The sequence below is a fragment of the Anaerovirgula multivorans genome, assembly GCF_900188145.1.
Taxonomy (GTDB): Bacteria; Bacillota; Clostridia; order Peptostreptococcales; family Natronincolaceae; genus Anaerovirgula; species Anaerovirgula multivorans.
In genome coordinates, this window is sequence record NZ_FZOJ01000002.1 from 144,233 (window position 1) to 165,285 (window position 21,053).

A 21,053-nucleotide genomic window follows, 5' to 3' on the forward strand; every position below is an offset into this window, starting at 1 on the left:
TATTAACGCAAATCTATATATAGGGGGTTTTTCTGTGGAAACAAAAAAAGAAAATATGAACTATCCACCAATGGAGGATTGTATACATTCGCCTTATCCTGCAATGCCAGGGCATACGCCAGCCATGCCTATGCCAACTTTGTCAGATTACATGCCGGGTTGTCCTCCAATGACGCCTATGCCTCATATGCCAGGGCATACGCCAGCTATGCCTATGCCAACTTTGCCGGATTACATGCCGGGTTGTCCTCCAATGATGCCTATGCCTCATATGCCGGGACACATGCCAGCCATGCCTATGCCTCATATACCAATGGATGATCATCGTTATGAACATATGAAAAAGATGTATTATATGCATATGCATTTGGCTTATATGCATAAGTCAGAAGCCTATAAACATAAAATGATGTATTATGAAGATGACCATCATTATGATCATTGTGATTCTAGAGACTGCAACTGTAAGTAAGTAGATGATCAATTTAAAAAAACAGGCAAATCATTTGCCTGTTTTTTTATGTAATGTTAACATCTTGAACAAAAACATTTACTTTTGATACCTGAACATCTGTCATGGACTCAACTGACATTTTAACCTTTTCTTGAACCTTTCTAATTACTTCAGGGATTATAGCTCCATAATCCACCACAACAGATAGATTGATAATCACTTGGGTTTCTTCATTTTCTATCTTAACCCCTTTTTTGGTGCTTGTTTTTTTGCTAAAAAGCTCTAGTATCCCACCTGGTAATCCTCCCTTTATAGATATGATACCTTCTACTTCCTCAGCAGTATGTCTTGCTATGGTCATAACAATGTCATGGGCTATCTTAATCTTACCCTGCCGACCTACAATTTCCATTGGATCTTTGGACATGTTTAATCACCTCTAATCAATAATTTATCCCAATGTTTTTGAATATCTAAATATGCCTGATAGGTATTAACATTTAAAAAACATGTAAACTCCTTCGAAAACCTTTTCACTGTATCTTCATCAATAGTTTTGATAGAAACCTCATGAAAAAAATTAATAATTTTATATTTTTGTTGATCCAAGAGCTTTTTTATTGGCTCAATACACCTTTTACTATAAATGGCATGCAGTGGCTGATAATGACCTTCTATAAAAGGAATGAATACATCTTCATCTTCTAATTTGTCTATCATATACTTAATCAATCCTTGATTTAAAAAGGGCATGTCACAGGGTACAACAAAAGCATAAGAATTATTTGCCGCCAACAAACCTGAATAAATCCCAATTAGAGAATTTCTTTCTTCTAAAATCTTCTCATCCTTTATATAGATTATATTCTTTAAAAAGTGATATTCTTCAGGATGATTAGTAACTAAAATAATTTCATTAAATAATGGTCTTAAAGTATCAACAATTCTCTCAATCATAGTTTTTTCCCCAAGCTGTAGCAATGCCTTGTTTTTTCCCATCCTAGTGCTTCCTCCACCTGCTAATACAATCGCCGACACTGCTCTTTTCCCCAATTAAATCATCCCCTTTTACCACGTTCACAACCTTTGCAGCTTTTTTCACATGAACCTTTATCTTTTTTGGTAACCTCTTGAAAATCTGCTGCCAAATTAATATCTCTAGTTAAAAAAATCTGTTCTTCCCCCTCATTAAAAAACACGACATCACAATCCTCGCTATTACAAATATAATATTGATCCTGACAAACAAATTTTTGTAAATCTTCTTTTACCACAAGTTTTACCGCCATATAATTTAGGCTCTTACATTTTTCCTTGCACAGAGGACAATTTTTTAGTGTTACTTCTGCTTTTCTATTACAGCCACAGCCTGACATAGGATTGTATCCCTCCAAAATCTAAAATCGCTATCTTTTTATTATGTTATTTTTAGCAAGAATTTATCCTTCGGTGTATTGCTAAGACGCATCCTCTTTAATTGAAGATAATGTCTTAACAAATTCATAAAAATCCTCATACTTACCATAGTGATCTATTAGGCTGACATCTTCCGAACGCTGTATTTTATAATCCTCAATTAAGTAAGTTTTTAATCCAAGTTTTTTTGCCACCATATCTTCTTCCACATCATTGCCAACCATCATGCATTCTTCTGGATTTCTATTGATTTTTCCTAATATTTCTTTATAAAAATGAATATGAGGTTTACAATAATGCATTTCTTCAAAATTTGTTATAAAAAGAAAATCCTCTTTATTTAAGCCAGCCCAATCAATCCTATGCAGAATAGCTTGTTTAGGAAACAAAGGATTGGTAGCTACCACCAATTCATAACCCTTCTCCTTCAAAAGGATAATAGCGTCGATAATATTTTGATTTTGTGATGTAGAATCTTTTATTCTAGGAAAATCCTTACTATAAAATTCATCGAATATCGGATTAAGCTTTTCAGGTCTATGAGATACTTTTCTATAGAAATCTTCAAAAAAGGCATCGGCATTTGTTTTATCTTGATCAGTATTTCTTATCATATATTCTGTTGATTCTAAAACAAGCTTTGTTAGCTCCTTTGGTTGAAATAATTCTTTAAATTTAATACTCAATTCTCCAAAATATCTTTGTATAAAATGCTCTGTATCTACAGGTAACAAAGTACCATCTAAATCAAATAATATTGTTTTTAGCATAATTTTCTCCTTTCATCTGCAGTTTTCTTCTATTTATGCTAATTTTATTATATACCACTCCCTTTAACAATACAATTTCCCGTTGTTTTTTTCGCAACGTTTGGCAGCTATCTTTTTAGCCTTCTTTAAACTACAAATTATTTATATTGTATTTGGTTCTATTGTTACAGTTATGTTAATGAAAGTTTTGTTTTTGTAGACAAAAAGAGAAGCTAATATGCTTCTCTTATGCTTTATGAATAATCTGATTTAAAAATTGTCTTGTTCTTGGATGTCGAGGATTATTGAAGATTTCTTGAGGAGTACCCTCTTCTATAATAACCCCACCATCCATAAAAATCACTCGATCCGCCACTTTCCTAGCGAAATCCATTTCATGGGTAACAATCGCCATAGTCATCCCTTCCTTTGCCAAATCCCCCATAACCGATAACACTTCCCCTACTAGTTCAGGGTCTAGGGCTGAAGTAGGTTCATCAAATAAAATGACTTTTGGAGAAAGGGCCATTGCCCTTGCAATACCAATACGCTGTTGCTGCCCACCAGATAGTTGGACAGGATAAGCATCTCTTTTTTCCAAAAGACCCACCTTCTTCAGTAATTCCTCTCCAATAGCCATTGCCTTTTCCTTAGGCAGCTTTTTTACAGCAATTAAAGCTTCTGTTATATTTTCCAAAGCGGTCTTGTTTTTAAATAGATTATAATTTTGAAATACCATAGTAGACAACTGACGACATTTGTAAACTTGCTTCTTTGTTATCTTTTCTATATCTAGCTTTAAATCGTCAATGTGAAGAAATCCCCGCTCTGCCTTTTCTAGAAAGTTAACACATCTCAAAAGAGTAGATTTACCTGATCCAGAAGGCCCAAGGATAGCTACAACTTCTCCTTTATTGATTTTAAAATTAATTCCCTTTAATACTTCTAATTTTCCAAAACTTTTATATAGATTTTGAACCTCCAACATATCCTTCATCCTCTTTATTTAAGATTAAAGTGAATAAGCTTTGTTTAATTTTCTCTCAAGTGTTGTTAACAGATAACTGATTATGATCGTCAATACCCAATAAATCAGAGCAACAGCTATAAGACTCTCAAGCCACCGATAATTAGATGCCGCTAACATTTTTGCCCTTCCCATCATATCCACTACACCAATAGTAAATACAAGAGAAGTTTCCTTTAATAAACTAATCATAGTGTTCCCTAAGGAAGGAATAGCTACAATAGCTGCTTGGGGTAGTACAATATTTTTCATCGCTTGGAATTGTGTCATTCCAACCGATAGAGCTGCCTCCTTTTGACCCTTATCAACAGACAAAATTGCCGCTCGAATGGTTTCTGACATATATGCCCCTACGTTGATACTGAAACCAATGCAAGCCGCTACATAGGGTGTTAAAAAATCGATGGTTTGAGGAAAAAGCTGAGGTATCCCAAAATAAAGAATAAATAATTGCACTAATAAGGGAGTCCCTCGAATCAACGATAAATAAAGGGAAGTAAGGGAATAAAATCCCCTTACCTTATAGATTCTTATAAAAGCCACTGTTAATCCAATGATTAGACCAAAAAACAATGCTACAGCCATAATATTTAAAGAAATCAAAAGGCTTTGTAATATAATGGGAAAAGCCTTAAACATGTATTCATGTTGAAAATTGGCATTAGTAAGCATAGGTTATCTTCCTTTAAAATTAATTTCTACTTGTAATATCTATCTCGAACCACTTATTAGAAATTTCTGCAAAGGTTCCATCTTCATGCATAGAACGGATAGCTTCATTAATGTTGTTGATTAATTCAACATTTTCCTCTTTGTTTACAAAAGGAAAAGCATTTTGCAACGGACGAACCGGATCTCCACCAAGTTTTAAATCAAGACCAGATTTCTGAATATTCATCATAGCGGCCAATTTATCATTAATCATAGCATCGATTCTTTCTAATGCTACATCTTGAATACTCCCCGAAAATTCTTCGTAGGTAATGATATCAATTTCGTTATTTACATCATATTCTTTTAATAGCTGCTCATAATTGGAGCCTAAAGCAACCCCTACCCTCTTACCTTTTAAGTCTTCCAATGATGTTATATCCTCATTGTCACCCTTAACAAGGATTTGTGCTCCTGAAAAAACATAAGGCTCTACAAACAAGTATTTTTCTTCTCTTTCCTCAGTCATGGTGATTTGGTTAGCAATGGTATCAATTCGACCAGAATCTAACATGCCAAAAAGTCCAGTAAAAGCAGAGACAGTAAAGTCTATTTCATATCCTGTTCTTGTAGCAATTTCATTCCATACATCAATTTCAAATCCATCTAATTGTTGATCATCATTCATAAATGTATAAGGATGATAACTGCCAGAAGTTCCTATTTTTATCACAGGCAAAGTTTCTGTTACACGATCAGTATCTTCACTGGCAGTCGTTGGTGTGCTTTGGCATCCCACTAAAACCACAATCATCATAAGTATTAAAATAAGTAATAAATTCCTTTTCAACTTTTCTCCTCCTCAATTTCTTAATTCATAGTAAACATATATGAATAATAGGTATTTTTAATAAATATTATCATAGCATCATTCTTTAGTCAATGCTTTTTAGCAAAAAAATAATTCCGAGTTTTGACTCGGAATTCTACAACAACTTTATTAATCGAAATACCCCTAAACAAGCAAGAAAAAAAATAATGTTTTCTAATTTTCCTCCGGTTTTTATAGTGTAGGGAAGTTTTATTCGTTTTTGACTAAAGGGATAAAGAAGCATTACACCTGCTTTGGTAAACATGTCTCCAACAACATGAGATAGAACCGTTACACCAAACAAAAGACTATAATCTTTATAGCCGTAGAAGGTACTAATACTCCTTACAATAGCATAAGTGATGATTACAAATAGAATAGAATGGGATAATCCCCTATGTTTGCTAAATAAAAGCAAAAGCAAAACAGTTCCTATTCCTAATAAGGGTGGTTGCCGATAATAGTAAGCCGCTGCAACAAATCCTATACCCACCATCCCTTGAACAAAATTTCTCAATACATGATAGCTCTTCTTTGCAAAATCTTTAGAGAACAATCCGCACAATATCAAAATAAATAAAACGCCGTAAAAAACGGGGGTATCTTTTAAATAAAAAGTCGTTAAAATCCCCAAAATCATCAATACTACAAGCCATATTTTTTGTATATGATTTGCCTTGAAAATTCCAAATTTTCCTGCCAACGAAGAGGTTCCCATATCTAAATCTGGCAATAGGGCTGCTACGACAATTATCAATAAAGTAACTGCATCAAAGCTGCTTTCAAAATAGGAGGCTCCTATAAAAGTGGCTGTAAATAATGCTGCAATTAATCCTAAAGCTATGTGAGTTCTCGCTAACATACGTATCCTCCTTATATTTACTGCTTATTACCATTATAATGGGAACGTATGTTTTGCGCAACAAAAATCAAGAGGCCAGGTACGTTGTTTTTGTTGTTGCAATCAATGTACCTAGCCCCTTGATTTTTGATTTTAAATACCTATATATCCATTGTCTTTAAATTAGGGTCAATCATTAGATTCGCTTCGGTTACTGCCTGTATATCTTCCACTGTAACATCCTCAGCTATTTCTTTTAATACTAAACCCTTCTCTGTCGGTTCAATAACACCCATTTCTGTTACGATTAAATCTACTTCTCCTACAGCCGTTAAAGGAAGAGAACATTCCTTTAAAATTTTGGGTTTTCCCTTTGCAGTATGCTCCATAGCAATAATAACTCTTTTAGCTCCTACAACTAGATCCATCGCTCCCCCCATGCCCGGAACCATCTTACCAGGAATCATCCAGCTGGCCAGATTGCCTTTTTCATCTACCTGCAATGCCCCTAATATGGTTGCATCCACATGTCCTCCTCTAATAATACCGAAGGAAACGGCACTATCAAAAAACGATGCACCAGTTTTAACAGTAATGGGCATTCCTCCTGCATTTACGATATCGGGGTCTTCTTCTCCCTCCTTTGGAGCTGCCCCCATTCCAATAAAACCGTTTTCAGATTGTAGAATCACTTCCACTCCCTCAGGAATGAAATCCGATACCATCGTCGGCATACCTATACCAAGGTTTACTATATCTCCATCACTTAGTTCTTTAGCGACTCTTCTAGCAATTCTTTCTCTAATATCCATTACTCTTCCCCCTTTACAACATAATCTACAAAGATTCCTGAAGTTACCACATCATTAGGATCAATTTCCCCTATTTCTACAATTTCTTCCGCTTCAACGATTACTATATCTGCAGCTGTAGCCATCATAGGGTTAAAGTTTCTAGTAGCTCCCTTATACCAAACATTTCCCAGTTTGTCTACCTTACTACCTCTAATTAATGCAATATCCGCCTTGAGGGGTAACTCTAATAAATATTGCTTTCCATCCACTGTAATTTTTTCTTTGCCTTCCTCTACAACAGTACCAATGCCGGTGGGGGTTAATATGCCTCCTAATCCTGCACCACCTGCTCTAATTCTTTCTGCCAATGTACCTTGCGGAACTAATGTGACATCGATTTCACCAGCATTCATTTTTTGACCTGTTACTGGATTCGTTCCAATATGAGAGGCAATTAGTTTTTTCACCCTATCATTCACAATTAACTTTCCGATGCCCTTTTCCGGTCTCGCTGTATCTGTACAGATAATAAATAAGTCTTTTACTCCCTTTTCAATCAAACCATCTACAAGGGTTTCTGGAGTTCCTACCCCCATGAAACCAGCAATCATAACCGTCATGCCATCTTTAACATACTCCAACGCCTTCTCTAACTCCACGATTTTACTCATGTAATATCCCCCTTCATTTATTATTTACCATAGTAATATAGCAATATTTATGCCAACCTTATATCCTACATTTGTGATTGCTCATCTGCGCCAACACTGAGTATTTCAACAATACTTGGGCATTTAACTTTTATTCTATATATCAAAAAATATAATCGATGCTTTTATACATCGTTTCCAAGTGCTCTATTGTTATTTAAACGTTTTTTTGATGTTATAACGCATCATCTTGATGTAATATAGCATCGTAGTTTAGTTTGTATTTTTTTATCTTCCTTACTAAAGTGGACTGATCTATTCCTAATTTTTTAGCAGCGCCTCTAGTGGATCTATGTATTTTTAGTGCATCCTTTATAAGTTTAATTTCTAGTTGCTTTACCGCTTCCTTTAGGTTCCCTCCTTTAGCAGAAATACCACCTATGTTTTTTAGGTTTAATATTTCTACAACATCCTCTTCCTCCACTATTTTTTTATCTGTTACAACAATCAGCCGCTCAACAACATTCTGCAATTCCCTTACATTACCCTTCCAGCCATAACGATAAAAGAGATCTAAGGTTCCTTGAGTAAATCTTTTATCAAAGTGATATTCTTTATTGAAAACATTTGTAAAGTAATGGATTAGAGGAATGATATCTTCTTTCCTCTCTCTTAAAGGTGGAATTTTAATCGGAACAACATTTATTCTATAGAATAAATCCTCTCTAAAACTTCCTTTTCTCACCATTTCTTCAAGATCTCTATTGGTAGCAGCAATGACCCTAGTATCAATAGATATTTGTTTAGTGCCTCCAATACGAATAACTTCTTTTTCCTGGATAACTCTAAGCAGCTTTGCCTGCAGGTGTATCGGCAATTCTGCTATCTCATCTAAGAAAATAGTACCTTTGTCAGCTAGTTCAAACATCCCTGGTTTTCCTTCTTTTTTTGCTCCCGTAAAAGACCCCTGCTCATAACCAAAAAGCTCACTTTCCAGCAAATGCTCTGGTATGGCAGCACAATTAATTTTGATAAATCCACCTCTACAGCTGCTAGCATCATGAATAAGCTTTGCAATAACATCCTTGCCTACACCAGATTCTCCTAATATTAGTATGTTTGAATTGACCTTAGACGCCTTTAATGCCAGTTCTACCACCTTATCCATTGCCTCACTATGAAAGACAAAATCTTTATCCTTCTTATCAAAGGGCATCTCTTGATTTAACGTTTGGCTCTCTAGATTATAGATTTCCGTTAAGTCCCATACATTGTTTACAATTAGTTTGATGTTGCCTTCATCATCGAAAACCGGCACCCCTTTTGCAAGAAGCTTTTTACCGGTTTTAACGGTATACATCACAGTAGCAGGAGCTTTTATTCTCATTACTTGCAAACTGGCGGATTCAGAAAAGTATCCTTCTTTTACTAAATCCTTCATATTTTTTCCTATCAATTCCTTTTCCTTTAACCCCGCCATTTTTTCATAGGTACGGTTCACCCTTAAGGTAGTTCCTTCACCATCTGTAAGATAAATGCCATCACTTAAATTTTCTATAATATCATTTAACATTTCAATGGTTGTATTGGCTTTATATAATTGTAATTCTAGTTTCTCTAGTTTATTTGTCATTTTATCACCTTATCAACATGATTATTATAGATCTATCATATCAAAAACCCATCAATTTGTCTAAATTGTCCTAATACAATAAAAAAAGCATCTTCGATGCTTTCGCTGGGTGAAACAACTAAGCGATCAGCACAATTTAGCAAGCTAAATTGGCTGCCTGCTTATAGGAAACCCTAGGTTTCCTTCGACGACAGCAAAGCTGTCTGAGCACCTTCCTGAAGGCGGGCAGTGGATTTCATCCCCTACAACCCCTATTTTTATATACTAGGAAAGTAGAACTTTCCTAGTATATAAAAAAGATGGCATCTTTTTATAGATTCCATCAAATGGTTCTCTAAATACTTATTCTGTTTGTCTTGAATTTACAGGCAAATTTTTGAAACTCTACTTCTACAGGTGAAGGAGAACGATATTTATGATATACAAAATATATTTTTCTATCTAACTTGAACTCCTTAATTTTAAAGGCATTTAATAGATTGTTTTTCACTTCGTATTCAACTGCATATTTAGATAAAAAAGAAACTCCTAAGCCTTTCATTATGCTTTGTTTTATTGTCTCTGTATTTTCAATATAAGCAACAACATTTAAATTTTCAACACTATATCCCTTTTCTATTAATTTTGTTTCAATTAACTTTCTGGTACCAGAACCTTTTTCTCGAAATATAAAGTCTTCCTTTTGCTTTAAAAATGCTTCAAAGCTAATTTCATTGTTTTTATAATCAATATATGGCTTTGAATAGGGTGTAATCAGTAATAATTCATCATCTTCTAGTTCAACATATTTTAATTGATTACTATATGTTTTGGCACCAACAAATCCAAAATTTATATCACCCTTTATTATTCCATCTACAATTTGTTCTGTATCATAATGATAAACTTTAAAAGTTGTGCCACAATACATCTTTTTAAAATAAGCTATTAATTCTGGTAATAAATATTGTCCAGGTACAGTACTTGCTGCAATTTCAATATCACCAGTGATCTCTCCTTTAAATTTTCCCAACTCAAAAACAGCTGTTTTTTTGAGATTAATTATGCTAGTGGCGTAATTAAATAGTATTTCTCCTGTTTTTGTCAAGGTTATTTTCCTATTACTGCGATTCAATAGAGTTGTACCTAATTCTTCTTCTAAATTTTGCAGATGATTACTTAATGTAGGTTGTGTAAGATGGAGAATATCTGCAGCTTTTGAAAAGCTTTTAAATTTTACAATAGCAACAAAGGTTTCTAGCTGTCTAATATCCATGATAATTCTCCTATATACTAAACTTAATTAATGGCTTAAGACTTTTATAGATCTTTTCTAAATAAACACTATTATTTACCATTATCATTTTGGTTTTAATTATAATAAATTATGACTAATTTATCAATTTGATTTTTTCAATTGAAAACACCTTTATTATAGATAATTCTTATACTACAAAGTTTTTCTTAATAAATATTAAAAATCACAACTATTATATACTACTTTGTATCATTTTTTCTTTCCAATCAAATGGAATAATACGCGCAATGAATTTTTCCAAAATAATATAAATACATGCTAAGGTTTATATAGTTATTCTTAATTGGACACTAAAGTTAGCTGTTGCTATACTTATGGCAAGTTGTGTTATATGTAAAAAATTCGGCACATCTTTTCAACATCCATTTTATGCAGCTTTTATGTAGCTTTTCTCTCTTACGAGGGAGGCATTTAAGCTGCATACTTTTTCTATAACTAACCCAACTTGTCGTAATTTCTAATGAAAAATTCAATTTTCATATACTTAATTACATTACTTACTCACTAAAATCAATTAATTCTGTGTTTCATATTTGAAGGCTTTTAGATTCATATGTTTTATAGATATAGATGAGGAACATCTATGAATTTGATATTTAATTATTTCTTTAATTCATTTTATTTTAATTGAGAAAGGATGATGAAAAATGATTAACGTTAAAATTAATGGACGTTCTGTCCAAGTAGAAGAAGGTACTTCTATTTTACAAGCAGCTAGTAAAATTGGGATAACAATTCCAACCTTCTGTAATGAACCAAGGCTAAAACCAGATGGTGCTTGTAGAATTTGTACGGTTGAGGTTGAAGGCAACATTAAACTACCAACAGCCTGTACTACTCCAGCAGGAGAGGGAATGAGTATCTGGACAGAAAGCCCCTCTGTTGTGGAAGCAAGAAAGGAAATATTAAATCTTTTATTATCTAAGCATCCAATGGATTGTTTGACATGTGCTAAATCAGGATTTTGTGCTTTGCAAGACCTATGTTTCAAATATGAGATTAAAGAACCTGCTTATATAGCACCTACCACCCGCCAACCAATAGATGACAGTAACCCTTTCTACTATAGTGAAGCAGCCAAGTGTATCTCCTGTGGAAGATGTGTTCGAGTATGTAATGAGCTTCAAAGTACAAATGCAATTTCTATGATTGAAAGAGGAGTATCTACCAAGGTTTCTCCTCCGTTTGGTATGTCATTAGCAGAATCTGAATGTATATCCTGTGGAAACTGTGTATCAGTATGTCCAGTTGGAGCTTTAATGCCAAAAGCAAAGGAAAAATTCAGATATTGGGAAACAAAAGCTACAAGAACCACCTGTTCCTACTGTGGTGTTGGATGTCAATTGGAGTTATTAGTGAAGGAAAATAAAATAGTTGATATTAAACCAGCCCACGGTGAATCTAATGAAGGTCTATTATGTGTTAAGGGGAAATTTGCGTATAATTTTGTCAACCATCCAGATAGATTAAAGAAACCATTAATAAGAAAAAATGGTAAATTGGAAGAAGCTACTTGGGAAGAAGCTTATGAAATAATTCTTAATAAAATTAGAGAAGTGAAAGAACAATTTGGCGCTGACGCAATTGCAGGATTTTCTTCAGCTAGAGTTAGTAATGAAGAAAATTATCTAATGAGTAAATTTATGCGGGCTGTTATTGGAACCAACAATGTAGACCATTGTGCCCGTCTATGCCATGCTTCAACAGTAGCAGGTCTTGCTGTAACACTTGGTAGTGGTGCTATGACCAATGGAATCGCAGACGTTAAACATGCTGACGCTATTTTTATTACGGGCTCTAATACTACAGAGGCTCACCCTGTCATGGGAGCATTTGTTCATCAAGCTAGAAAAAATGGGGCCAAGTTAATTGTAGCAGATCCTAGAGAAATTCCTTTAGCTAAAGAAGCTGATGTTTACCTGCAAATTAAACCAGGTTCAAGTGTAGCACTATCCAATGCAATGATTCATGTTATCCTACAGGAAGGCTTAGAGGATGAGGAATACATTACAAATAATACAGAAGGTTTTGAAGAAGTAGCTACAGTAGTGAAGAAATATACGCCTGAATATGCTGCTAAAATTTGTGAAGTAGATCCAGAGGATATCCGTAAAGCCGCTAGACTTTATGCTTCCTGTAACGCAGCAAGTATTATTTATTCTATGGGTATTACTCAACATGTTAATGGAACTGAAAACGTTATGAGTTTATCAAATTTAGCTTTAGTCACTGGCAACCTTGGTAAAAGTGGTGCTGGAGTAAATCCATTAAGGGGACAAAACAACGTTCAAGGTGCCTGTGATATGGGAGCACTTCCTGTAGTGTTCACTGGATATCAACCAGTAACAAACCCAGATATTGTAGCTAAGTTTGAAAAAGCTTGGGGATCAAAGTTATCAGATAAAGCAGGTTTAACCGTTACACAAGCTATCCCTGCAGCAGAACATGGTGAAGTAAAACTGCTTTATATTATGGGAGAAAACCCTATGATCTCGGATCCAGATACAAATCATGTTCGTAAAGCTTTAGAAAAAGTTTTCTTGGTTGTTCAAGATATCTTCTTAACAGAAACGGCAGAATTAGCGGATGTTATATTACCAGCAGCTGCCTTTGCTGAAAAAGACGGTACCTTTGTTAATACCGAAAGAAGAGTACAAAGAATTCGAAAAGCTGTGGATGCGCCTGGGGAATCTAAGCCTGATTGGATGATTCTTACAGAGATTATGAATCAATTAGACTATGCATGCTCTTACAATAGTCCCGAAGAAATATTTGAAGAAATCAGAAGTGTAACACCTTCCTATGCTGGTATAACCTATAAAAGAATTGATAAGGAGGGTATTTCCTGGCCATGTCCAACAGAAGATCATCCTGGAACCCCTATTCTTCATATAGGCAAACCTACAAGAGGTACTGGATTATTTAAAGCTGTTGAATGGGTTGAATCTCCAGAACTAAGTAATAAAGAATATCCACATATATTAACAACTGGTCGAATTTTATATCATTTCCATACCAAAACTATGACAGACAAAACTGATGGTATCAACGTTGTGGCTCCTCACAACTATATTGAGATCCATCCTACTTTGGCTAAAGAAAAGAATATTAAAGATGGGGATTTAGTAAAAGCGACTTCTCCAAGAGGCGAAATTCAAGTTATAGCTAGAGTTACTGATATTGTTGATGAAAACGTGGTATTTATTCCATTCCACTGGGGAGATGGCGCCAACGTTTTAACTAATGGGGAAGTATTAGACCCTTACTGTAAGATTCCAGGCTTTAAAGTATCTGGTGTTAAAATTGAAAAATTAGCTTAAATAGATACTATCAGAGATCAAGATGCATGATTTTGGTTTCTTTTTTAAAAACCCTATTAAATTAACTTAGAAGAATTACTAAAATGGTAAGTCTATTCCCAAACTTCTCTTACGATATTTATTTATAATCAGGGGATTATAAAAGCTGGTGAAATTTGTCTTCTACCAGCTTTTCATTTTCCTCTGTATAAGCGGCTGCTTCAAAACCGCAGATTGCTTCTGTATTTGCTCATTTACTTATACTATTTTACAATCACCATATATTTACGAATCATGCTTACTAAGTCGTCATATCCTCCGAGGAATTGTAATAAAGTTTTATTTACTGCTCCAAAGGAATCGAACTCCTCTACTGTCATACCATTTGGTTCATATGCCTTAATAAAATCTGGTAGTTTTTGAGTCAATTTTTCTATTATTTTAGTATCTACAGGTTGATCAATACGATTCTCTACTTTAATATCAGAGTGATTGAAGCGTTTAATCCATTTATGAGGTATAGTTAATGACATGTCTGCTCCTATTAACTCAGACCATTGATGATGATTTCGATAAGCAGCCGCTAATAATTGGGTTCTATAACCTTTTTCTTTATAGATTTTATAGGCATTTTTCATGATGGCAACACCAGCCCATTCTAAGCAAGCTGGGTCAAGGATGATTCCATCTCGGTCTGCTACGAATTTTAACCAATCGTCTATTCTTCCTAACATAATAGTGCATACTGGATGCATTAGAGAAGTATCTTTACCCTCCGCCTCTCTTCTCTTTAAACCTCGTTCTACCGCCTCAGCAACTGCCAATGCTTGAGGAACAGTAAAGCTAACAGTTGCATTGATGCTCACTCCTTGGTAAGTAGCCTCTTCTACAGCCTTTACACCCGCCTTTGTGACAGGCATCTTTACTTGAACATTTGGTGCCAAGGTATGAAAGCCTACTGCCTGTTCCAATATGAGCTCAGGATCTCTGTAGTATTTTGTGTTCGTTTGGATAGATATTCTTCCTTTTTGCCCCTTAGATACTTCATATATTGGCATTAATAGCTTTGCTCCAGCAACTGCCATCTCTTCATTTAGCTTCCACGCAATATCGTCCTCTGTGGCATTAGGCATCTCTTGAATCATTTCTTTAATTCTGTCTTCATATAAATGCATTTCTTTTTTTAATACTTCTCCTACAATTACTGGATTGGTTGTAGCACCTACAGCTCCATATTCTAAGGCATACTCTAATTCAGCTATAGAACAAGAATCGTTCCAGAAATCTGTTTTGGTTGTATTCACCATCTCATGCAATGGGCTTTTGTATTGTTTTTGGCTCATAAATTTTCCTCCCTCACTTATGCTTTATTATTAGGTACTTTTAGCAATATATAATTATATTAATTATATATTAAGCGTAAAGTTTGTAGATCATATTAATTCCTATCTATCTATTATACCCTTCTATCTTATCATATTATCGTTAGTTTATTCATCCTCATATGTTTTTTATTATAACACTTTTTATTGCTTCTGTTTATCTACATATATCATTTTCTTAGAAGATATCTTTATAATAAAGGAAATAATCCCGCTCGTTTTCTATCTTCAGTCAATAATGCTATCTTGTGTTTTATATCCTCTTGCGGAGACTTGATTTCTATTTTTTCACCTTGGTCAGATTTGGCAATTCCGAAAATACACTGCATTACTTCTGTTCTTCCTGCCCCCTTCAACCCAGCAAAACCCAAAATTACTGTACCCTTCTTAACTTTTAACCGAACATTTTCTAAGGCTACTACTCTTGGAAATATTTTTGTTATATTTTCCATCTCTAAAATATAATTATTTTCCATTTTCTTTGTCCCTTTATTTTAATACAAAGGATACCAATATAAACTGGTATCCTTTGTATGTTTTGATGATCTTCTCTTATTTAAAATCTTGATAATTTTCTGGAGTAACTAATTGGAATGGAATCCATACATATTGATCTACTGCGTTACCTTTTGCTAAATTTACAGCAGCTTCCATCGCTCCGCCACCTTGTCCATTGGCATCTTGGAATACAGTTACATCTAGCTTGCCAGCTTCTACTTGTGCTATAGCGTCTGGTGTAGCATCAACGCCGCCTACTAATATTTCTCCTAATAAACCTGCAGCTTCAATCGCCATAATTGCTCCTAATGCCATATCATCATTATTAGATGCTACTGCATCAATTTGATCTCCAGAGGACAACCAGTTTTCCATTAAGGTCATACCTTCTTCTCTTGACCAATTAGCTGTTTGTACTTTAGTGATGTTTATTTCTGGATGTTTTGCAGCTACTTCTTGTACTCCTTCAGTTCTCTTTTGACTAGCTTCGTTGTCTAATCTACCTTGCATAATTACTACATTACCTTTTCCGTCTAATTTTTCAGCTAGATATTCCATTTGGAAGATACCAGCATCAATGGACTCAGAACCTACAAAGGTAGTTCCTTCTGGTAAGTAATCAGGTACTCTGTTTACGTAAACTAGTGGAATTCCTGCTGCCACAGCTGCATTTGACATAGGCTCTGTAGCTTGAGTATTAACCGGTACCACGATGATGGCATCCATACCTTGAGAAATGAAGTTTTCTACTTGGTTCAACTGTCTTGGAGCATCTTCATTTGCATCAACATAGGTTACATCTACTTCGCTACCTAAAGTCTTAGCAAAAGCATCCATACCATCCTTCATGTACATTAGGAAGGTATCGTCAAAGTTAGCAATAGAAACACCAACTTTAATTTTTTCATCAGTCCCTTGATCAGCCTCTTGACCAGTTTCTTCAGCTTCTCCCTCGTTTCCTGCTGGTGCCGGACCACTGCAACCCACAAAAGCTACCAATGTCAGCACTAAAACTAACAATAATGCTAAAATTCTTTTTTGATTCATACTTTCTCCCCCTTAAGTTTTTTATTGCTTTTTTATATAAACTTAACCCTAACAAAGCTTGAGAGTTAAGATTATACCTACTATAAAAACTTGGTTAGTAAAGACTTGTCTACAAGCATAAATCAAGGTTATTCCCTATGTACCTACTGTATATGCAACTTTTCCATTTTCATTCCCTTTCTGCAAACGTTTACGAAAAACAGCAGCAAACGTTTGCAGAAAAATGCAATAGTGTCTATTCATATTTTGTAAAATTATTCCACCTATCCGGCAGCTAAAATCGTCTTACTTATGCTTACCACTATTACATCGCAGTAATTTTTTATATAATATTTTGTTTATTCTGAATAGTTTTTTTATAGGACAATAATATCACATGGTTTTTTTTTTGTAAATAATAATTTAAAAATTATCATATTCTTTTGATATATTCCAGACATTGTAAAAGTGTAATCTTTATCTTATTTGATAGAGATTACACTTTCATAACTTAATCTTTGTTTTATTCGTACTGTACATATTTTGGGCTTTATTATATAGGAGAAGATCCTTCACAAGAAATTCGATCTTGATACCATAGAGCATGTTCAACTCCATAAATCTTTTTAACTTCTTCAAAAAATTTTTTTGATTTAAAGTCCTTAGGAATCTTCACTGCAAAGTGTATTTCTATAAGATGATCTGTGTCTATATTCATACCATAATCATCTACTTCGAAATCATCATCTCCATTTCTTAATATTTTTATATCCTTTATAGTAACATTATGTCTCCCTAAAGCCTGCCCAATATCTCCTATCAACCCAGTTCTTTCTTTACATTGTACTATCAAAACTTTATATTTTTTTGTGAAGATTCTCTTCTCAAACACGCCTAAGCTCATTAGTGCAAAGAGAGCAATAGCTGCTGTTGTCAACCCCCCCACATAATATCCTCCACCAATGGCCAATCCAATACCTGCACATACCCATAAACTTGCTGCCGTTGTTAGTCCTCTTATATTATTACCTGTCCTTAAAATTGTGCCTGCCCCCAAAAATCCGATACCACTGACAACCTGTGCTGCTAACCTTGCAGGATCTCCTGTTTGTGCTAAGTTGTTAAACCCGTCTATTGAAATTAACATGATTAAAGAGGCTCCCAAAGTTACTAAAACATGGGTTCTAAGTCCTGCTGGTCTATTGTTGGCTTCTCGTTCCATTCCGATAAGTCCTCCAATAATTGCCGACAACACTAATCTTAATATGATTTCGTAATTAGTTATCATAATTGCCTCCCCCCATAAATTCGTTTTACAGATGAAGAATCTGAATAAGAGAATAATTTGCTATATTGATTTACACGTATTTCGAATAACTAGTTCGGGCTTTACAATTCTTCTATGTTTATCATTTACATTAAAATTATTCATCATTTTGAAAAGCAAATCTATGGCTAGGACGCCCATTTCAAATTTGGGTTGTGATATTGTAGTTAATTTTATTGTTGGTAGTGAAGCATATACGATATCATCATACCCTATTAGAGAAATATCATCTGGTATTTTCAATCCTTTTTCAAGTGCAGCTTCCATAACTCCAAGTGCAACCATATCATTTGAGGCAAAAATAGCAGTAGGTACATCCTCACTTTCAATCAGTTTAATAGTTTGCCTATATCCACATTCTCTTCTGCTGCAATTTTCATGATATATAAATACTTTCGGATCTATTTTGTTTTCTAACATAACTGCTCTATAGCCAGCTATTCTGTCTCTATTTGTTTTAGTATCTTTATTATAAGTTAGCATATATATATCCTTATGCCCAAGTTGTATCAGGTATTCCGTTGCAAGTCTAGAGCCGTAAAGATTATCAACAATCACATAATTGTTCATATTATCACTTACTTTTCCCCCAATATAGATGACAGGAATACTATTCCTTGTGATATCAACGATATCATCAATATTTTCAGAAACAGGAGCAATTATAATTCCATTTACTCTCTTTTCCATTAAATTTCTAACATAGTCTCGTTCTATTTCTATGTCATCATTGGTATTGCATAAAAATAAGCTATATCCAAGTTCTCTTGCGCCATTATCTAAACCTTTAAATATCTCTGCATAGATAGGAGTAGAGATATTAGGAATAAGAAGTCCTATGGTATTGCTTTTTTGAGTTACCAAACTTCTGGCAATAGCATTTGGAGTATATCCTATCTCCTTACTTATTTTCAATATTTTATTTTTTGTTTCATCGCTGATATCACTGTGTCCGTTTAATGCCTTTGAAACCGCAGCAGATGATACTCCTGCTAGTTTGGCAATGGTTTTAATTGTCACACTCATCATCACACCTACTTATACGTTTAAGATAGCATGAGTATACCACTAAAATTTTCCATTGTCAATCAATTGCCAGCTCTGTATTACAATGGTAAAATCTATCAATATAGTTCTCCACATCAGATCTGGTTCCTTTAAAGGGTCCTGGTGTTTCCATTTTTAGTGAGACTAAAGCGGCAGCATATAGAAGTGACTCTTCCATTCCTTTATTCATTCGTTCTGTTATATAAGCACTAAAACACGTATCTCCTCTTCCAGTTCTACCAGATATATTTCTTGGCTTTAGCGGAAAAGTACACAGCCCTTCTTCACCATAAGTGATCACCTCTGTATTATGAGTAATCATTACTTCCTTAGCACCCCATTCAAATAGAACCCTAGCTGCTTTTTCTCTGTCATCATATCCCGTTAAAACTTCTGCCTCTGCAGCATCTGTTTTTAGAAAATGTATATAGGGCAAGTATTCCATTTTCTCTTTCCAATCCTTAAAAACCATTTTCCCATCTTCAACTACCCTTAAAAAACCCTGCATGTCTACTGCAACCTTTCCTTTTGTTGAAAGCTGCTTCATCATATCATTGTCAAAATCCCCAGCAATTAGCCCTGCTAAATGATAGATTTTAGAATTTACATTAGGTATGTCCTTCATAGTAAATGGATCAGCAACGCTTAAAGCTGTGCAAATCCTTCTTTCATTGTCTGCTGAAAGAAATTCATTTTTAATTGATGTCGTCTTTTCTGATTCTAAAAAATAGATATCTTCTTTAGGCAGAATAAAATAATCCAGAAGATTCATATCTTCCTTTGAAGTTTTTGTCAACACGCCAGTTTTATGTCCTCCTGCAACCGCTGAATAGGAGCTGAATGTAACTGCTCCCCCAACTGCCTCTGATATTTCTCCAGTGTCAAAGGCAACAATTTTATCAAGACAAATATGTCCAATAATAAAAGTATCATAATTCTTCATAGTAATAATTTCTCCCTTCAGTTTCATTTGTTAAAAAGTGCATTTCACAGATATGGCATTGTGGTCGGAGATTTCCTTTCCTTCTCTATCTTCCATATCTTTAAAATCCTTAAGCTCACTTGTTGTAAAAATTGTACTGATAACAGCAGGTTCAAAACATTTCATTCCTCTAACGAAAAACCAATCAAGGTTCATTAGTAAAGTATCTTTTCCTTCAATCGGTTTTCTTCTTGTAATTTTACCCTTTAGGTTTGCATTCTTGTAGTCAAATCCATAGTTTTCTGCTAAGACAAGGAGCGGTTCAAATTTTTCAGGTTCTTGAGTTCTATCACTTTCATATTTAAAAACCTCTAGCATTCTTGAAACCTCTAACGTATCTGTTCCATCATATGTATTGGTGTTCATATCGCCTGCTACAATCACTGAGATACCCTTAAATCTTTTTTCAACTTCTTCCATTATTGCAGCCATCTGTCTCTTTCTACCCATAGGGGAAGTACGGTTCTCAAGGTGAGTACAGACAAGTCCTAATTCTCTATTGCCCAAGGTTATTTTTGCAAAAATTGCTATCCTTGTACCCAGCCTTTTTTGCTGGTCATAAAACCAATCATATTCTACAGGTAATCTCATAAGAGAGGGTTCTCGTATTTTATACCGACTCATGATTGCATTGCCGTGAAAACCCTCTTTATTTTGTTCACATTGCATAGTAGTTTTTATATTCTTCCTTGAATCCCCTGCCACAAGTTCTAGAAACTCTATTCCAAAAATATAATTCATACAAAGTCTTTGTGAAAGCTCAGAAGCCATATTGATGTTTCCTGTTCTAAACATTCCATAATCTAATTCATTAAAGAAAATTATGTCTGCATTTCTTAATTTTGGATGATGCTTCATATATACTTCAATCTCATTAATATGTAAGCCTCTCTCTACATTAAACAAAACTACTTTTAAACACGCTCTCGAAAGATCATGAAAATCATATGTGTTCTGTATCTCTACTTCTTTCATTTCAGGCAAAGTCTCCAAAACCGCCAAACTTGATGTTTTCCCTGTTTCTATTATGGCTTTATTCATTCTATTCTGCTCTATTGCTCTCATAGCCCCTCCATAACGATCTGTTATTATTTAAAAAGTATTTGTTC

General features: G+C 34.4%; 21 protein-coding genes. 2 read left to right on the forward strand and 19 right to left on the reverse strand.

The features are described from left to right. The first annotated feature begins 34 nt into the window (after window positions 1–34). Window positions 35–472, forward strand: coding sequence for a hypothetical protein (locus CHB72_RS02825; RefSeq protein ID WP_089281359.1), 438 nt, complete (start codon window positions 35–37; stop codon window positions 470–472). Window positions 473–518: 46 nt separating this feature from the next. On the opposite strand, the gene CHB72_RS02830 is transcribed toward CHB72_RS02825, so the two are convergent. From CHB72_RS02830 to CHB72_RS02885, 12 genes are all read right to left on the reverse strand, one after another. Further along, window positions 519–881 (reverse strand): Asp23/Gls24 family envelope stress response protein, encoded by a 363-nt coding sequence (locus CHB72_RS02830; protein ID WP_242975014.1) that lies wholly within the window; start codon window positions 879–881, stop codon window positions 519–521. A gap of 2 nt (window positions 882–883) precedes the next feature. After that, window positions 884–1,507 (reverse strand): molybdenum cofactor guanylyltransferase, encoded by a 624-nt coding sequence (locus CHB72_RS02835; protein WP_089281360.1) that lies wholly within the window; start codon window positions 1,505–1,507, stop codon window positions 884–886. Between the two features lie 5 nt (window positions 1,508–1,512). After that, a complete protein-coding gene (locus tag CHB72_RS02840; RefSeq protein WP_089281361.1) occupies window positions 1,513–1,830 on the reverse strand; it encodes a hypothetical protein in 318 nt (105 codons plus the stop codon). Window positions 1,831–1,911: 81 nt separating this feature from the next. Further along, complete coding sequence (locus CHB72_RS02845; RefSeq protein ID WP_089281362.1) at window positions 1,912–2,640, reverse strand: HAD family hydrolase; 729 nt, start codon at window positions 2,638–2,640, stop codon at window positions 1,912–1,914. 226 nt (window positions 2,641–2,866) lie between these two features. Continuing rightward, window positions 2,867–3,607, reverse strand: coding sequence for an amino acid ABC transporter ATP-binding protein (locus tag CHB72_RS02850; RefSeq protein ID WP_089281363.1), 741 nt, complete (start codon window positions 3,605–3,607; stop codon window positions 2,867–2,869). 24 nt (window positions 3,608–3,631) lie between these two features. Beyond that, a complete protein-coding gene (locus tag CHB72_RS02855) occupies window positions 3,632–4,318 on the reverse strand; it encodes an amino acid ABC transporter permease (RefSeq protein ID WP_089281364.1) in 687 nt (228 codons plus the stop codon). A 19-nt stretch (window positions 4,319–4,337) separates the two neighbouring features. Further along, the gene (locus tag CHB72_RS02860) at window positions 4,338–5,147 is read right to left on the reverse strand and encodes an amino acid ABC transporter substrate-binding protein (RefSeq protein WP_089281365.1); all 810 of its coding nucleotides are present in this window, start codon (window positions 5,145–5,147) and stop codon (window positions 4,338–4,340) included. A 136-nt stretch (window positions 5,148–5,283) separates the two neighbouring features. Further along, window positions 5,284–6,030 (reverse strand): metal-dependent hydrolase, encoded by a 747-nt coding sequence (locus CHB72_RS02865; RefSeq protein WP_089281366.1) that lies wholly within the window; start codon window positions 6,028–6,030, stop codon window positions 5,284–5,286. Window positions 6,031–6,170: 140 nt separating this feature from the next. Beyond that, a complete protein-coding gene (locus CHB72_RS02870) occupies window positions 6,171–6,821 on the reverse strand; it encodes a 3-oxoacid CoA-transferase subunit B (RefSeq protein WP_089281367.1) in 651 nt (216 codons plus the stop codon). Then, complete coding sequence (gene atoD / locus CHB72_RS02875) at window positions 6,821–7,474, reverse strand: acetate CoA-transferase subunit alpha (RefSeq protein ID WP_089281368.1); 654 nt, start codon at window positions 7,472–7,474, stop codon at window positions 6,821–6,823. Before atoD ends, CHB72_RS02870 begins: the two co-directional genes overlap by 1 nt. Window positions 7,475–7,688: 214 nt before the next feature. After that, complete coding sequence (locus CHB72_RS02880) at window positions 7,689–9,086, reverse strand: sigma-54 interaction domain-containing protein (RefSeq protein ID WP_089281369.1); 1,398 nt, start codon at window positions 9,084–9,086, stop codon at window positions 7,689–7,691. 334 nt (window positions 9,087–9,420) lie between these two features. Then, window positions 9,421–10,341, reverse strand: a complete 921-nt coding sequence (locus CHB72_RS02885; RefSeq protein WP_089281370.1) for a selenium metabolism-associated LysR family transcriptional regulator — start codon at window positions 10,339–10,341, stop codon at window positions 9,421–9,423. Window positions 10,342–11,030: 689 nt separating this feature from the next. Here CHB72_RS02885 and fdhF point away from each other — a divergent pair. Beyond that, complete coding sequence (gene fdhF / locus CHB72_RS02890; protein ID WP_089281371.1) at window positions 11,031–13,703, forward strand: formate dehydrogenase subunit alpha; 2,673 nt, start codon at window positions 11,031–11,033, stop codon at window positions 13,701–13,703. A gap of 242 nt (window positions 13,704–13,945) precedes the next feature. Here the strand turns inward: fdhF and CHB72_RS02895 are convergent, their stop codons facing one another. The 7 genes from CHB72_RS02895 to CHB72_RS02925 all read right to left on the reverse strand — a co-directional run bounded on the left by CHB72_RS02895 (window position 13,946) and on the right by CHB72_RS02925 (window position 21,009). Beyond that, the gene (locus tag CHB72_RS02895) at window positions 13,946–15,025 is read right to left on the reverse strand and encodes a transaldolase family protein (RefSeq protein WP_089281372.1); all 1,080 of its coding nucleotides are present in this window, start codon (window positions 15,023–15,025) and stop codon (window positions 13,946–13,948) included. 230 nt (window positions 15,026–15,255) lie between these two features. Beyond that, on the reverse strand, window positions 15,256–15,540 hold the full coding sequence (locus CHB72_RS02900) for an ATP-binding cassette domain-containing protein (RefSeq protein WP_089281373.1): 285 nt from the start codon (window positions 15,538–15,540) through the stop codon (window positions 15,256–15,258). 76 nt (window positions 15,541–15,616) lie between these two features. Beyond that, entirely contained in the window at window positions 15,617–16,609 is a 993-nt protein-coding gene (locus CHB72_RS02905) for a sugar ABC transporter substrate-binding protein (RefSeq protein ID WP_089281374.1), read from the reverse strand. Window positions 16,610–17,141: 532 nt separating this feature from the next. Further along, window positions 17,142–17,876: an MgtC/SapB family protein gene (locus CHB72_RS02910; RefSeq protein ID WP_089281375.1), complete on the reverse strand. Its 735-nt coding sequence runs from the start codon at window positions 17,874–17,876 to the stop codon at window positions 17,142–17,144. Window positions 17,877–17,936: 60 nt separating this feature from the next. Continuing rightward, complete coding sequence (locus CHB72_RS02915; RefSeq protein WP_176431161.1) at window positions 17,937–18,935, reverse strand: LacI family DNA-binding transcriptional regulator; 999 nt, start codon at window positions 18,933–18,935, stop codon at window positions 17,937–17,939. Window positions 18,936–18,999: 64 nt separating this feature from the next. After that, window positions 19,000–19,905 (reverse strand): PfkB family carbohydrate kinase, encoded by a 906-nt coding sequence (locus tag CHB72_RS02920; RefSeq protein ID WP_207652476.1) that lies wholly within the window; start codon window positions 19,903–19,905, stop codon window positions 19,000–19,002. 30 nt (window positions 19,906–19,935) lie between these two features. Further along, complete coding sequence (locus CHB72_RS02925) at window positions 19,936–21,009, reverse strand: hypothetical protein (RefSeq protein WP_089281377.1); 1,074 nt, start codon at window positions 21,007–21,009, stop codon at window positions 19,936–19,938. Between the last annotated feature and the right edge of the window lie 44 nt (window positions 21,010–21,053).